This window comes from Cyanobacterium sp. T60_A2020_053, assembly GCA_015272165.1.
Taxonomy (GTDB): Bacteria; Cyanobacteriota; Cyanobacteriia; order Cyanobacteriales; family Cyanobacteriaceae; genus Cyanobacterium.
On record JACYMF010000065.1, the window covers coordinates 24607 to 40619 of the forward strand.

The following is a 16013-nucleotide window of genomic DNA, read 5'->3' on the forward strand; positions in this document are numbered from 1 at the left end:
ATTACTCAAAACCTTACCTAAATTCAGCAACGTTTAACAGCAATTACGGCATTTTGTCCCCCAAAACCAAAACTAAAACAGAGAGAATAGTGAAAATCAGCGCCCTCCACCTTATTCACCCAATTAAGGTCATAATCACCATGGTTATGATTAGGCAATAATGTTTGTTGTTGTAAAGACATGAGAGTTAAAGCTAAACTCAGCGCCCCTGAACCTCCCAAACAGTGACCTAGTGAGCCTTTGAGGTGATTAATATAAGGTTGCTGAGGAAAAGATTTACTAATCAATAGAGCCTCTCTAGCATCATTTAAAACTGTTCCCGTACCATGGGTTTGAATGTGATCAATATCTGTTATGTTTACATTACCATGGCGTAAACTGTGTTTAATCGCCCATAAAGCTGAATCTGCTGAGGCTTCGGGCGCTGTCATTTCCTTAGCATCACAGGTTAAACCCCAACCGATAATTTCCCCGTAAACTTTAGCCTGTCGTTGTTTGGCAGAAGTTTCCGTTTCTAATATTAACAGCGCCCCTCCCTCAGCCAATGCCATGCCGTCTCGACAAGAAGCGAAAGGATAACAACCGTTACGACTGAGGGCTTTTAGTTGACGAAATCCCACCATAGTTAATGGGGTGATGGGCGCTTCCACCGCCCCAGCAATTACTCTCTGACAGTAACCCCGTTTGATTAACTCGTAGCCTTGGGCAACAGCCGTTAATCCCGTGGCACAAGCCGTCATGGGCGCTAACACAGGGGCGCTGGTTTGCAGGAAGTGCGCCGCCATTTGTGCCGGTTGAGAAGGTAAATTAGTTAACCAATTACCCTTAATTTTCCTTTCTGCTAACCAAGTTTGTGCCATAGTTTCCCAGTTTCCCTGACAACCTCGACTCGAACCAATTACCACGCCCATATCTGGTTGAGGGGCGCTGATTTGGGCATCTTTTAAGGTGGCTTTTATTACCCTGTCGGTGATGGGGTGGAGGGCGCTGGGGTTTTTGTTAATTAAGCCAAGGGGTAAAGGGGGAAGGAAATCAAAAGGTTGTTGCAATTTTAGCCCACATTTCCCTAAACTTAGGGCTTCCCATGTTTGTTGTTTATCTCCTAAGCAAGATAATATCCCTATACCTGTAACTAAAATTTTTTCTTGACTCATTAGTTAATATTTTAGGAAGTTTTCAGGCAAAATTAATTTTTTATTTGCTTGACTATTAGAAAATATTACTTCCCTCACTTATGCAGGGCTGTTTCATTCTAAAATTTTTAGTTGAGACAAAATAATAAGTAATATCAAGTCCGTTTGATCAGCCGAAGGCTGCCGCTGCGCGATCACTTACAAATTAGTGAGATCAATATCTTAGTTCAATTTATTGAACGTAAACCTATTGGTTCCGTGTAATTCATTACACGGTGGATAAAGTGCGGAGAGATAATCTATTTGTAACTAATTATCCGAACTTGATATAACAAGTAAAAAGTAATCAGTTTTGATTGTTTTTGATGAAAAAAGATTTTCTCAAAATTTTTAAATAATAACTAAAATGTCAAGAGCAAAAAACTCTCTGATACTTATAGGCTAAAGATTATAGCCCATTTTACTTTGCTACGATGAAACAGCCCCGCCCTCTCCTGTGGGAGAGGAGTTAGGGGTGAGGGTAAATTTTAAAAATGCTCTTTTTTACATTTTTGACAAAGAAGAAATTTTCGCTAACTTGCCAGAATCTAAACCGTTTAACTCTTCTAAACTAATCCAACCTTCCTTTAATAATTGAGCAAAAGTAAAGACTAACATACTTTCTCGATTATCATATTTACCATCGAGATCATGGCGCTTGGCACTTAAAAGATCATGCACTTGCCATAATTGCTCAATATTTGTCATATTATCAGTCTGATTTTTAACTTCTGCCATTAAAGTTGCTGTTTCGCGCCCATAGGCTTTTTGCAAAACTTGATGACTGATTTGTATTTCAAGAGGATTCCATCCTGTATGGGTAACTGTTGTGGACATAATTGGTTATGAATTAGATAGATATATAAGAAATTTTGAAGATTACTATATAATATCAATATCTTTCGGTAAACCGCAAAAAAAAGAGTTTTTCTTTCGAGAAAAACTCTTTTTTTTAATTTAATTTTTGAAAATTACGGTGGGCAGTGCATCGCCGTAAAGGATGATTAACGAATTAAGTTTAGTAATTCTTTGGGAGATGCTAATAAGTCAATAGCGACAAAGAAGATTTTATTATCAGGGTTAAGAAGGAAGCGCCAAGCAATATCCATGCCCACGTTACCACCAAACCAAGGGGTTTGCACTTTTCCTGTTACTTTAATTTGAGTATAACCATCATCAGCAGGTTCAATAATTCCTTGTTGGGGGATTAGTTTGAGGTTTTGGCATTCTTCTTTGAAGAAACGTAAGATGCTTTCTTTACCGACAATGGGGCGCTTGAAAGGAGGTTGTAATGCACCATCTGCCATGAATAACTCGATCAGGGTATCGAAGTCGTTAGCATTTAAGTTATCCATGTAGTCTAAGACAGTTTGATTACTGATGCCAGGAATAGTAACTTTACTACGTTGGGAAACTTCTTTGGGGGGCGCTACTGGTTCGGAAATTCGGGTAACGTTACCTAGTTTATTGACATCATAACCCATATCCACTACGGCGTTACGCAATACGGTGATTTGTTGTCCTGATTCTAATTTTTTGATGGCGTCTAAAACGGCGTTAGCATTGGCTGATAACTGATAACTGGGGGGGATGGGCGCTACAAAACCCTCTTCCATAAATTTACCGAGTTGATACCAAAAACCTAATTTGATGTTAGCACTCCAGACTGCATAAGTACGACCGATAGGGGTATCTGCACGGTTGGCTAAATCACACATTACCTGTGACTGTTGTTGCGGTGTCATGGTTTTGATTTCGTTGAGGGTTGATTCAGCTAATACCATACTAGCGGCACCGGGCGCTGCAATGGTAATGGTTTTACCCATTTCTAAGTATGCAAACCAAATTAAGGCTAATTGATCTTCTGCATTTAACTGAGAAAATCTGGCAATGGTTGCTGGTACAACATCCGCCGCTAGGGTTTGTGGGAAAATGGTACGAGCTGAATCAATGGTAAAAGGCATATTGTTACCTCGTTGTTTTTAAATTTCTGTAAACATCTTACTGTCATTTTGTAAAGAAAAGTTTAAGCTCAAGGTGTGGATTATGCGACAATAATGAGTGAGGAAATCATGGTAAGCTGAAATCTATCATATTTACTAGCGAGAAATACTTTTCAAGTTTTTAAAAGATTATAATGTTGTTTCTAATAAATTTTAGAATGAGATGATGTTAAAACTCAAGGTAACTACCATCGGTGATTCCACAGGGGTTGTATTACCCAAAGAAGTATTAGCCAAAATGCACATAAAAAAAGGCGATCATCTTTATCTTACTCCTACCTCTAACGGCTTTAAAATTACCCCTTATAATCCTGAATTTGAAGAAGAAATGGACACCGCACGAGAGGTAATGAAACAATATTGCAATGCTTTATGAGAGTTAGCAAAGTGAATATTCATTGGTTATCCCTGGATTTAGTTACAATGATTCATCAAGAGCAAATCAGCGAATATGGGGGTGCTAATGGTTTAAGGGATAAGGGTTTACTCTAATTCAGCATTGATGCGTCCACAAAATCAATATCACTACCATCAAGTTACTAATATTACCTTTTTAGCTTCCATTTATACTTTCAGCTAAAACCATCGAATTTTTGTAGGGGGGGAAATAAGATTACTTTTCACTGTTCTTACTTTGATGATTGTGTGCAAGTTAATATCAAGTATATAAGACAAAGTATAAGGTGGATGTGGTGAAGGGCGCTAAAACTGGCATCTATTTAGTTAATAACAAAATCCGTAAATTAGCACCGAGGGAGTGCGCTAGAATCATGGGTTTTCCTGATAATTTTATCATTAGCAATAATAAAAATATCGCCTATAAGCAATTCGACAATAGTGTGGTAGTCAATGTAATTAAATTCTTAATACAAAGTACTTTAAAGCAATGCTTCATAAAGACTTAAATATCAGAATTAATGTGTTTAACATCTTGAAAAAAGATAGAATAAAAAATATCTCAAAACTTTCTTTTTCTCTTAAATTTCTTAAATAAAACCTTAGCAACTTTGCGAGACAAAACCTCTGAAGAAAAATGCTTAAAACTGATTTATTAATTCACCGTTATGATAGTCAAACTATTATCCCTAAAAAACTAGCCCTCAGTAAATCTAACTTATTTTTAGCCTGTGAGCAAATTGACTGTTTTCAAACTTGTATTGGCAAAACTCAAGGCTATGTTGACGAAAAGCTAAAAGAATTAGAAGGAGATAGCCCTGATTATCGCATCAAAAGAGGATTAGCGCACCTCCTCAAAAACCATTTCAGTCAATTTGAAATAGTTAGCCCTTTGATGCCATCAAAATTAAGGGAAAAAGTTTTTAGTTATGCTTCCCAATCGTTACCGATTCCAGAAAATAAACCAATTCTCCTCGAAAAAGTCGCCCAGAAACTTAGTGAAGAGTTAAATCGAGAAGTATTTATGCCCGAAATTGAGCAAGGTTTATACGCTGATTTACAGGAAAATAGAATTTTGACAGAATTTGAGTCACCGCAACCAGAAACTCTTATTCATCGTTATAATTTATCGCAAGTGCAAGGAATTTTTTATCGTGCTAGTGAAATTATTATCCATGCCCATCGTAACCAACCGGGAGAGTATAAGCAATTATTTCGTTATCTCAAGTTATTTGATTTAATGACTTACATTGAGGGAGATGCTGATACAGGATTTACTATTAATATAGATGGTCCGACCAGTCTTTTCAAGAGTAGCACGCGTTATGGTTTAGCTTTAGCCAAAATGATTCCAGCTTTACTTCATGTGAGAAAGTGGAGTTTACAAGCAAAATTATCTCTCAAGGATAATTATGGCAAGGGAAATAAGACTTTACATTTTCATCTCGATGATAGTTGTGGCTTGGTTAGTCATTATAATATTAATACTACTTATGATAGTCTTTTGGAGGAGTCTTTTGCTCGAAGTTGGGCAAAATTAGAGACACTATGGCGATTAGAAAGGGAAGTTGATTTATTGCCTGTGCCGGGTAGTGTGATGATTCCCGATTTTCGTATTATTCATCCCGATGGTAGAGAATTTTTGTTAGAAATTGTTGGTTATTGGAGTCCAAAATATTTACAAAAGAAATTTTATCAAGTTCAAAAAGTAGAAAAGGATAATTTAGTTTTAGCGATTTCTGAGCGCTTAAACCTTGCTAAAGCTGGAGTGAATTTTAATGAATTACCTAATAAAATTGTTTGGTTTAAACAAAAACTTCAACCCCAAGATGTATTAAAGGTTATTAGTTAAAGTTTGATAAAAATTAATTTTATTATTACTGGGTTAGATATCGAGAAGATTTTTAATAGAAGACAGATATAGGATGAAAAAATACTATTTTTTATGACCAAATATTTAAATTCTTGTCCAAATCAACCAAGTTTCCCAATTAATATTTTTTTGATTATTGATTAACCATTGGTTTTCAATATTGATGACTATATCTCTTAAAATTGGTTCTCTAAAATTATAGTTAAACAAATAAGTAATTTTTTTCTTTTCTTTTATCATCAGGCTAATAATATTAATTAAATCTGGTTGATTTAATCCGTATGTATGACAACCTAAAATAAGATGATTACTGGCAAGAATTAATTTGACTAATCCTGTCTGGTTGGATAAATAATTATCGTTATTCTCATTAAAATTAACTTTTAATACTTGAATATCCCCAGCGTAATTAGATTTTCCTTGAGATTCTGTTAAGCCTACATGATGAATTTTAGGATTGGTATTGAGTTGGTATGTTATGGAAGTATAATCAACTTGATTGATAGGTAAAAATAAGCAGTTATCAATAGCGATATTAGCTTCATAATCTGTTAAATTATCACAGTTATAACCGCCTAACATACTACCACAAACATAAATAGATGGTTCGCTAGTTTGCAGTTTACTATTAACCATTATTCTTTCATTATGATTGTTAATTTTTAAGTGATTTAAGCCTAATTTATCTAAATTAAAATCTTTAGTTAAACAATCTTCAGTAATAATAATTTGCTCTGTTTCTACGGCATAATCTCCTATTTGTAACCAAGTTATATTTTCGATATTTTTAATTTGAGTTAGAGGGGAATTCTTCACAATTTTAATACCCAGCGCCCCTCGCCGACATTCTAGCGCATAGGAAATATCATCATCTTCTGCTGGTAAAAAATTGCTATTAGGGGTTAATAAAGTAACATTTTTGCCTTTTTTAACTAAAATTTCTGCCAAATTAATAGCAATTATATCACTACCAATAATAACTAATTTATTGCCTAGTAAATCGAGATTTTTATAGTTAAATATATCCCATATTGTTAAATATTTTTGTTCACTAAAATTAAACTGAGAGGATAATTTAGTTTGATATGGTAAGTCAGCTAATAAATAAGATTTAGCTTGTAAGATATGATGATTTGTTGTAATGGTTAATTTTTTTTTATCTTTAATGAAAGTAAATGATTCATTTATAAAATGAATACCTAATTCTGATAATGTAGCTAAATAGTTATTAACTAAAATTGATTTATATTCTAATAATATTTCTTGACGTTGATCAAAGTTTTTTAAATCAAATAATGTTGGTTGCAAATATTGAAAAATATATTGATCTATCTCACTACTATCTAACATAACTGGGGAAATAATAGCTATTCTTGCTCCTTTTTTTGCCATTATTTGGGCTTTTTTGATCAGGGTCAAATTTATGCCAATAATAATTAAATCATATTTTAAAATCATGTACTTTTAAATAGAAGTTTGCTAAATAGTAATGAATAATTAACAATAATTAATATCATATTCGGGTAATCTTTTATAAAACATTATATCTTCGTAATTTACCCACCGTGTAATGAATTACACGGCTAACGAGGAAATCGTTCAATAAATTGAACTAAGATGTTGATATTACTAATTTGTAAGTGGTCAAGCAAACTTGATATAACAATGAGTTAAAAGGGTAAAGGAAATGATTATTTCATAATTCATAATCTCTTTTTAACAAGCAATAATTTATCATACCTAAAGTAATTGAGCAATTATAAATTAAGGTGAAGGGCGCTGTTTTGTCGCATCTTTTGCCATTCCTCTGGGGTAATTTTTTCGAGATGTTTTAAAACTAAATTCATGCGCCCTTGAGAGCGTAATTTTTCCTCATTTCTACCTAAAAAATCCCAATATAAATAATTAAAAGGACAAGCATTTTCTGTACTTCTTTCTTTATAATTATAACGACAATTTTTACAATAATCGCTCATTTTATTGACATAATTTGCCGAAGATGCGTAAGGTTTTGATGCTAAAATACCCCCGTCAGCAAATTGTCCCATTCCTAGTACATTTGTTTGCATTACCCAATCGTAAGCATCAATAAAGGCGCTATGAAACCAGCTTTTTAGTGCTTGGGGAGAAATTCCGGCAATCAAACCATAGTTACTTAAAATCATCAACCGTTGAATATGATGCGCATAACCAGTATTTTCTGTTTGTTTTAACACTTGTTTTAAACAATTCATGTCCGTTTTACTATTATTCCAAAAAAACTCTGGTAGAGGGCGCTGGTGGTTAAAGTAATTTAATTCCCCATAATCATCATTCACATGATGATAAATACCGTGCATATATTCTCGCCACCCCAACACCTGACGAATAAAACCTTCTGCTGAATTTAAGGGAATTTCTTCACTATTATAATAAGCATTTTCCACAGCTTTTATTACTTCTAATGGTTGCAATAAACCAATATTTATATAAGGAGAAATTAAACCATGCCACATAAATTCTTCATTCGTTATCATGGCATCTTGATAAGTTCCGAATTCTTTTAAACGATGGGCGATAAAGTGATCTAATACTTTCAATGCGTCTTGACGAGTAACTGCCCAATTAAAGTTATTTAAATTGCCATAGGTATTACTTGACATTTTAGCCACTTTTTGCATAACTTCAGTGGTAATTTGATCAGGAGAAAAAGTTAAAACAGGAGGAGTGATAATATTTTTTTTCGGTGGTTTACGGTTTTCTTGATCTAAATTCCATTTTCCTCCTACTGGAGTTTTTTCATTTTCTAATAAAATATTAAATTTTTTACGACTGAGGCGATAAAAGTCTTCTAAAATTAACTTTTTTCTGCCCTTTGCCCATTCTTCAAAATCATCTTTTTGCCAAAGAAAGTTATCGTTATGATAGTAATTAATTTTACCCGTAAAATTAGTATTATTGACTGTCTGTTGAAAATCCAGCGCCCCTCCCCTATCACTAGAATTAATAAGTTTTAATTCATCAATTTGATTATCCTTAATCCACTGCTGAAAAACCATTTCAGTATCATCGTTAATGGCATAAGTAACTCGCCATCCCTCACTGCGTAAATCTTCAGCAAAATGACGCATTGCTGACCAAATTAAGGTCAATTTTTGGGCATGGTAAACGGTGAGGGGCGCTAGATTTAATGATTCAATTAATAAAATAACTGTATCTTTTTTTGCTGTTATACAACTCGATAAAGCAGAATTATTTTTATTTAATTGGTCTCCTAAAAGCCAAATTCCAACAGTCATTTTTTACTCAAAATAATGGTTATTCTACAGTGGTTATGATAAATTAATAAAAAACAATGCTTATAATTATTACTGAATAAGACTTACAGCAAAATAAAAGTTAAAAGTTTATGGATTATTATTTAATAATTCTGTTTTCCCTCTTCCCTACCAACACCCAATATACTTTTTCAGCAACCCCTACATAGAAATACTCACAGGGGTACGACTAATTTTAACATCATATTCCGCCTTACTAATCAAAGATTGTCCAGTCATTTCACGGGGTTGAGGTAGCTGTAAAATTTCTAAAATGGTGGGGGCAATATCCGCCAGTTTACCATTTTCTCTCAACTGAACTTCACCGCCGTGACCCGGTATTTTTCGTTTTTCCCCTTCAATAAGGATAAATGGTACTTGATTGGTGGTGTGCGCTGTCCAAGGATTATTTTCCTCATCACTCATATACTCAGCATTACCATGATCCGCCGTAATAATCACTGTACCACTAACTTGATTAACACTAGCTAATAATTTACCTAGACAAGTATCTACGGTTTCAATGGCTTCGATGGCTTTATCCAACATTCCTGTATGCCCTACCATATCAGGATTAGCATAGTTTAACACCACAAAAGAATAAACTCCTTTGGTGATAGCTTCTGAGGCAATTTGCGTTAATTCTATTGCTGACATGGCGGGCGCTTTATCATAGGTAGAAACCATGGGGCTTTGTACTAATTGACGATCTTCTCCCTCATAAGGTTGCTCTAAACCGCCATTGAAAAAATAGGTAACATGGGGATATTTTTCCGTTTCTGAAGTGCGAAACTGTTTTAAACCAGCTTTGGCAATCACTTCCCCTAGTAAGTTGGTTAACGTTTCAGGCTCAAAAGCAACTTTTACAGGTAAATTAGGATCGTATTGAGTGAAAGTAGTAAAGTGAAGGGGTGTAATCAATTCTCGCTTAAATCCTGAAAAATCGGGCATAGTCAAAGCGTAACACAACTGACGGGCGCGGTCTGGTCGAAAATTATAAAATATTACCCCATCTTCTGGCTTTACAGCGCCCTCCGCAATGCGAGTTGGTTCGATAAATTCATCATTAATATTTTGCTCATAAGAATCCGTCACAACTTGAATTATATCTCTACCGTCAATTTCTCCATCCTGAGTGTAAAGATTATAGGCTTTTTCCGTACGATCCCAGCGCCTATCTCTGTCCATGGCATAATAGCGCCCGCAAACCGTAACAATTTTACCGATACCTATTTTACTGATATGCTCTTGAATGACTTTTATATAGTTAATACCATCAGTGGGGTTGGTATCACGACCATCAGTGATAACATGAACACAGACATCACTAATGCCCTGTATTTTAGCCATGTCTAATAAACCGAGAAGATGATCGACATGGGAATGGACACCACCATCAGAGCATAAACCAATTAAATGCAACTTACCTTGGGATTTTATGACATCTTGACATACTGACTCAAGGGCAGGATTACTAAAAATTGAACCATCTTCCACCGCATCGGAAATTCTCACCAATTCTTGAGGCACTACCCTACCTGCACCAATATTTAAATGTCCTACTTCCGAATTACCCATTTGCCCTTGGGGTAAGCCCACAGCCTTCCCAGAAGCATTGATTAGGGTATAAGGATATACTTTCGTTAAACTATCCATTACTGGGGTTTTGCCTAAAGCGATGGCATTTGCTCTCTCATTTTCTCGATAACCCCACCCATCTAATATAACTAAAACTACTGGAGAAACTATCCCTTTACTCATAATACTTTCTAGTCTTCTCTATATTGATTGTCTGTGAATCTGCCCCTTGATAATAACATTCAAACAGTTAATGGTGAACATTTTTTGGTCATGTTTTCACTACTTAGGGTCTCCTGAATAAATCGGAAAGCTATTAAAATCAAAGATTTAGACACAATTTACAAAAAAGTGTACATTTTTGGCAATTTTGACTTAAGATTGAGCATTTCAAATCTAATTATTCACAATACACTTGTGTTTTTGTTGAAAATATAACGCTTCAAAACCTTGATTTTTCTTTCTTTAACCTGAAACCTGACACCTCATGCCTAACACCTATCGTCATCGAAAGACTTTTTCAGCAACACCTAATTATCAATAGTTATAGCAAAATTAGTATCTTTTTCCCAAGTAATCTCGTATAACCAATTATCACTGGGATTGTTAAGTAAGCCTCGATAGTTTTCCCCATGCCAATAACTTTGATGTTGCCAAGCATAGTTAGGTAAAGAAACTTTAGTTAAATTAACGTCATCTTGATGAAAACCATGCCAATTAATGCTAATGCCTTGCTGATAGAGACTGCCTAGGCTGGTAAGCAACATTTGCCAATCAGATTCATTTTTACGCAAACTCGGCAACCAAAGATAATCATTGGCTTGATTTTCAATAATTAATCTTGTCATTGCTAATAAAGTTGGTTTCGCACCGATTTCTAAAAAGATTTGATAGCCTTGTTGTTTTAATATTTCAATACTTTCTGCAAATCTAACAGGTTTAATGATATGTTGCACCCAATAATCAGGGGTGGTGAGGAGGGCGCCCTCCACCGTTGCGGTAACATTAGAAATAATATGATTATCAGCGGGATAGTAAGTAATTTCACTAGCAATTTTACGGAAATCTTCTAGTATCGGTTGCATTAAAGAAGAATGAAAACCATGAGACACTTTCAAACGACGATATTTAATACTTGCTAAACTGGCTTTACTTTCTAATATCTCTAAATCTTCCAATAAACCAGACACCACAATATTATTATCACTATTAATGGCAGAGACTTCTAAAGCTAAATTTGTATGTTTAATTAATTCATTCACTTGAAGAATATTAGTGAATAAACATACCATGCCACCGTTTAGAGGTAATTGTTGCATTAACTTGCCACGGTGGGCAACTAATTTTAAAGCATCTTCTAAGCTAAAAACTCCGGCTAAAGTGGCAGCGACATATTCCCCGATACTATGCCCTATCATTAAGCTAGGTTTGATACCCCAAGATAGCCATAATTTCGCCAAAGCATATTCAATAACAAAAATAGCTGATTGAGTATAAATAGTTTGATTGAGTAAATCTTTTTTGTCTTCCTGAAAAATTACCTCTGTGAGAGGAATATCTAAATATTGTTTTAAAACTTCACTACAATAATTGACAGTATCTCGAAAACTGGCGCAGGTTTGATATAATCCAGCGCCCATGCCGTGATATTGTGATCCTTGTCCTGTAAATAAAAAGACTATCTCTTTATTACTAATCGTCTGACTATTTTCAGGGATAGATAGATTACTTAAATTTTCTCGCAAATCAGCAATACTATTAGCTACCACTGACGCGCGCTGAGGAAAGGGAGTGCGCCCTTGTTGCGTGGTATAACAAATATTACCTATGTCATCATCGGTTTTTGTCTCTAAATAATCAAGATATTTTGTAACTAAGTCTTTTAAGGCTAATGGAGTTGTTGCTGACAATGTTAGCAAGTATGATTTATGAATATTTTCTCTAACCTCCCCCCTTTCAAGGAGAGAATCAGGAGGGTTATTTTCTTCATTCTCCCCTGTTACCTCTTGACTACTAAAATTAACATCTTGCCTTTTGTCTAAATCATTGCCTTTTGCCTCTTGCCTATTGCCTGACAATATCATATCTCCTACAATAACATGGGCATTAGTGCCACCGAAACCAAAAGAACTAACACCTGCAAAACGAGGGGAATTAGAATGCCATTTAACCATTTCTGTAGCAATTTTTAAACGACTATCAGTTAAGTTAATATAAGGATTGAGACGAGAAAAATTAATAATCGGTGGTATGGTATTATGACGCAACATTAACAGCGTTTTAATTAACCCTGCTATGCCAGCCGCCGCTTCTAAATGCCCTATATTTGTTTTCGCGCTACCAATCCAACAAATATTCTCTTTTTCTGTCAATTTATCTTCTTGTTTATCATCGCCCACAACATTCCCTTGCTTATCACTATCTAAAACATTCCCTTGATTTTTTTCTGTATTCCTATGAGAATTTTGGGAATGCATCAAAACATCATCAGCAGGAATCACAGGAAATAAAGCACTTAAAGAATTAACTTCAATGGGATCACCTAAAGGCGTTCCCGTGCCATGAGTTTCGATATAATTAATTTTATCAGGGGTAATAGAAGCGTTTTGCCATGCGGATTGAATAACCTGCTGTTGCGCTTTCCCCGAAGGCGCCGTTAAGCCATTACTGCGCCCATCCTGATTAATGGCGCTACCATAAATTACTCCCCAAATATTATCTCCATCTTCTATGGCTTTTTCTACTGGTTTAAGGATAACCACCCCACAACCTTCACCCCTAACATAACCGTCAGCATCTTCACTAAAGGTTTTACATCTACCATCTTCTGCCATCATTCCTGCTTTTTGGAAAGTTTCCGTTAATTCGGGTAACAAAATCAAATTAACTCCCCCCACGATAGCGGTATCACATTCACTATTTCTGAGGCTATTTACTGCTAAGTGTATGGCAACTAAAGATGATGAACAAGCGGTATCGACACTTAATGAAGGACCTGTTAAATTAAAGCTATAAGAGATACGATTAGAAGCAATGGCGCTAGAGTTACTTGTGCCTGAATAAACATTTACTTCCCAACCGTGTTTCATTTGCAACTGCGCATAGTCTTGGCTACTGATACCAATAAATACCCCAGTTTTACTACCTGCAATTTTTTCTAAGCTGATATTGGCATCTTCTAAGGCTTCATAGGCTACCTCTAATAATAACCGTTGTTGCGGATCGATATTTTCTGCTTCTCTTGGTGATATGCCAAAAAATTGTGCATCAAATTTATCATAATCTTCTATGTATCCCCCCCAACTTTCTGATGCTGGGTGCAGATAAGTTTTTTTAACAGCTAATTTTTGTTTTGATAACAAATCCCAATATTCATCATGATTATTAGCATTAGGGAAGCGACAAGCTACCCCCACGATTGCCATTTGCTGACGGTGGAGGGCGCTGGTTTCTTTTTTTTCTTCTGTTAAAATAACCTCACTTTTATTGCCTATTAAATAATTTGTTAAGCTCTCAATGTCAGGATAATCATAAGCGAGGGTGGGCGCTAATTTGACTTCTAAATAGTCTTCAAGGTCAGCAGTAAGTTGTACAGCTTGAACAGAATCAAGCCCATAATTTACAAAAGGCTGTCTGATATTGATTTGTTGCGGATTTATATTTAATCTTTTAGCAAGGTTATCTTTTAACCAATTTACAATATTTTTAAATTGTTTATTTTCTTGGTTTAGATGTTTTGAAAATTGCAAATTATCTTGTTGAAAATTATTTTTTCTGCTTAAACCTGAGGTTAAATTCCATTGATTAACTACGGCTAAGTTATCGGCGAGAAATTCTTGACGACAGGCATAGCGCGCGATTTTGCCGCTAGATGTTTTGGGAAGACTACCGGGGCGAATTAAAACGATACTATAAATTTGTAATTCGTGATTTTCAGCGATAGCTTGACGAATGCTATTAAATATTTCATTAGTTAGTTTTTCATCTTGATTAATTCTTTGTAAAAAAGTTCTTTTTACTTCAAATACAACTACTAATTCTTCTTGCTCATTTTTTTCGATGGCAAAACTAGCACCACTTTCCGAGTTAATAGCTTCATGACAATTGCCAACGGTTTCCTCTATATCTTGGGGATAATGATTTCTACCTCTGATAATAATTAAATCTTTTAATCTTCCTGTAACAAATAATTCTCCATTACTAATAAAACCTAAATCACCAGTGCGCAAATAACCTTGATTTTCTCCATCTTCGGTTTTAGCAAAAAAGATATTTTGGGTTAATTCAGGTTTATGCCAGTAACCTTGAGTAACGCTTTTTCCTTTTAACCAAATTTCTCCAACAGTATTTTCAGCGCCCTCCAGCAGTGTATTAGGATTGACAATGAGACAATCAAAATCAGTGGCAACTTTCCCACTACTTACTACTTGTTGACTATCCTCATCATCGGGGTTAAAACTAATGCGGTTATCTTGCAAAGCAGAAGCAGAAATTTTCTTAACAGTAGGAGATTGATGTTTATTACTACCAGAAACAATGAGGGTAGTTTCCGCCATGCCATAACAGGGATAAAAGGCTTGGGGATTAAAGCCACAATCGGCAAAATAATCACTAAATTTTGCTAAAGTTTCTGCCCTTACAGGCTCTGCACCGCTAAAAGCTACATTCCAGCTACTCAAATCTAAATCTTTTTTTTGCTTTGCTGTGACAGAATTAACGCACATTTCATAAGCAAAATTAGGACCTCCACTGGTATTTATTTTATACTTACTGATAGCGCGTAGCCAACGAATGGGGCGCTGGAGAAAGGTAACGGGGGGAAGCATGATGGCATTAAGACGAGAGTAAATTGGTTGTAAAATTCCACCAATTAAGCCCATATCATGATAGGGGGGAAGCCATGTGGCTACTCGACAATTAGCTTCATGCTCAAAAAAGTCTTTAATTAATTGAGAATTGTGAATCAAATTACCATGACTAACGATAACCCCTTTGGGAGCGCCCGTCGAACCGCTAGTATATTGTAGGAAGGCAGTATCATCGGCGGTAATTTGTAGAGGTTGCCATGATTTTGCCAAGGATATAGGTATTATATCAGTAGGTATTACAATAATAGCATTATTTTTAGTTAATTTCTGCTCAATTTTATTTTTTACTGCTTCTGTGGTGAGGGCGAAGTGCGCTTGGGCATCATTGATAATGGTAGCCAAACGAGTATAAGAGCGATTGGCACGGGGAGGATAAGCAGGAGTGGCAATGACTCCAGCGTAAAGACAACCGAGAAAGGCGCTGACAAATTCTAAGCCCGGTTGATATAGTAACAGCGCCCTTGCCCCTATAGCGTTATGCTCTTGCAGATAAGAAGCGATGGCTTTTGCCTGTTGGTCTAATTGCTGATATGTCAAGGAATTAGACTCTGTTTCACCATCTCCCAGAAATGTAAATACTACATGGTTGGGGTGCGAAATTGCACGTTCTTGCAGAAGATTGACGAAACTAGAGTATCTAACGTATCCCATGTATATCGAAATTATTAAGTGTTTGTATAATTATGTAACAATCTTTTACAATTCACAATGGTGAATTTATAGATCATACCATATTCGGTGGAGGGCGCTGGTTTGGAAGCAGGGGAAGCAGAGGGGGAAGGGGAGAAAGGGAGATTTTAGGTAATGGGTAGTGAGAAAATAATTAA

General features: G+C 35.5%; 10 protein-coding genes. 3 read left to right on the plus strand and 7 right to left on the minus strand.

The genetic code is table 11. The features are described 5' to 3' along the window. Nucleotides 1-23: 23 nt before the first annotated feature. The 3 genes from IGQ45_09555 to IGQ45_09565 form a co-directional block, all read right to left on the minus strand. Nucleotides 24-1154, minus strand: a complete 1131-nt coding sequence (locus tag IGQ45_09555; protein MBF2057451.1) for a beta-ketoacyl-ACP synthase — start codon at nt 1152-1154, stop codon at nt 24-26. Between the two features lie 522 nt (nt 1155-1676). Next, on the minus strand, nt 1677-2009 hold the full coding sequence (locus IGQ45_09560; GenBank protein MBF2057452.1) for a hypothetical protein: 333 nt from the start codon (nt 2007-2009) through the stop codon (nt 1677-1679). A gap of 167 nt (nt 2010-2176) precedes the next feature. Beyond that, entirely contained in the window at nt 2177-3136 is a 960-nt protein-coding gene (locus tag IGQ45_09565) for an orange carotenoid-binding protein (protein ID MBF2057453.1), read from the minus strand. Nucleotides 3137-3341: 205 nt separating this feature from the next. Here IGQ45_09565 and IGQ45_09570 point away from each other — a divergent pair, with 205 nt between their 5' ends. From IGQ45_09570 to IGQ45_09580, 3 genes are all read left to right on the plus strand, one after another. Next, nucleotides 3342-3551, plus strand: a complete 210-nt coding sequence (locus IGQ45_09570) for an AbrB/MazE/SpoVT family DNA-binding domain-containing protein (GenBank protein ID MBF2057454.1) — start codon at nt 3342-3344, stop codon at nt 3549-3551. A gap of 307 nt (nt 3552-3858) precedes the next feature. Next, nucleotides 3859-4080, plus strand: a complete 222-nt coding sequence (locus IGQ45_09575) for a DNA cytosine methyltransferase (GenBank protein MBF2057455.1) — start codon at nt 3859-3861, stop codon at nt 4078-4080. A gap of 128 nt (nt 4081-4208) precedes the next feature. Continuing rightward, complete coding sequence (locus IGQ45_09580) at nt 4209-5423, plus strand: DUF790 family protein (GenBank protein ID MBF2057456.1); 1215 nt, start codon at nt 4209-4211, stop codon at nt 5421-5423. Between the two features lie 105 nt (nt 5424-5528). Here the strand turns inward: IGQ45_09580 and IGQ45_09585 are convergent, their stop codons facing one another. The 4 genes from IGQ45_09585 to IGQ45_09600 all read right to left on the minus strand — a co-directional run bounded on the left by IGQ45_09585 (nt 5529) and on the right by IGQ45_09600 (nt 15837). Next, nucleotides 5529-6902, minus strand: a complete 1374-nt coding sequence (locus tag IGQ45_09585) for an NAD(P)/FAD-dependent oxidoreductase (protein MBF2057457.1) — start codon at nt 6900-6902, stop codon at nt 5529-5531. 299 nt (nt 6903-7201) lie between these two features. Next, entirely contained in the window at nt 7202-8722 is a 1521-nt protein-coding gene (locus IGQ45_09590) for a cryptochrome/photolyase family protein (GenBank protein MBF2057458.1), read from the minus strand. A 180-nt stretch (nt 8723-8902) separates the two neighbouring features. Continuing rightward, a complete protein-coding gene (locus IGQ45_09595) occupies nt 8903-10501 on the minus strand; it encodes a 2,3-bisphosphoglycerate-independent phosphoglycerate mutase (GenBank protein MBF2057459.1) in 1599 nt (532 codons plus the stop codon). A 347-nt stretch (nt 10502-10848) separates the two neighbouring features. Further along, complete coding sequence (locus IGQ45_09600; GenBank protein ID MBF2057460.1) at nt 10849-15837, minus strand: AMP-binding protein; 4989 nt, start codon at nt 15835-15837, stop codon at nt 10849-10851. Nucleotides 15838-16013 lie beyond the last annotated feature (176 nt).

Bases quoted from the DNA above. Each gene is read 5' to 3' on its own strand.
- IGQ45_09585 (MBF2057457.1), bottom strand. From the start codon at position 6,902: ATGATTTTAAAATATGATTTAATTATTATTGGCATAAATTTGACCCTG.
- IGQ45_09595 (MBF2057459.1), bottom strand. From the start codon at position 10,501: ATGAGTAAAGGGATAGTTTCTCCAGTAGTTTTAGTTATATTAGATGGG.
- IGQ45_09565 (MBF2057453.1), bottom strand. From the start codon at position 3,136: ATGCCTTTTACCATTGATTCAGCTCGTACCATTTTCCCACAAACCCTA.
- IGQ45_09560 (MBF2057452.1), bottom strand. From the start codon at position 2,009: ATGTCCACAACAGTTACCCATACAGGATGGAATCCTCTTGAAATACAA.
- IGQ45_09590 (MBF2057458.1), bottom strand. From the start codon at position 8,722: ATGACTGTTGGAATTTGGCTTTTAGGAGACCAATTAAATAAAAATAAT.
- IGQ45_09600 (MBF2057460.1), bottom strand. From the start codon at position 15,837: ATGGGATACGTTAGATACTCTAGTTTCGTCAATCTTCTGCAAGAACGT.
- IGQ45_09580 (MBF2057456.1), top strand. From the start codon at position 4,209: ATGCTTAAAACTGATTTATTAATTCACCGTTATGATAGTCAAACTATT.
- IGQ45_09555 (MBF2057451.1), bottom strand. From the start codon at position 1,154: ATGAGTCAAGAAAAAATTTTAGTTACAGGTATAGGGATATTATCTTGC.
- IGQ45_09570 (MBF2057454.1), top strand. From the start codon at position 3,342: ATGTTAAAACTCAAGGTAACTACCATCGGTGATTCCACAGGGGTTGTA.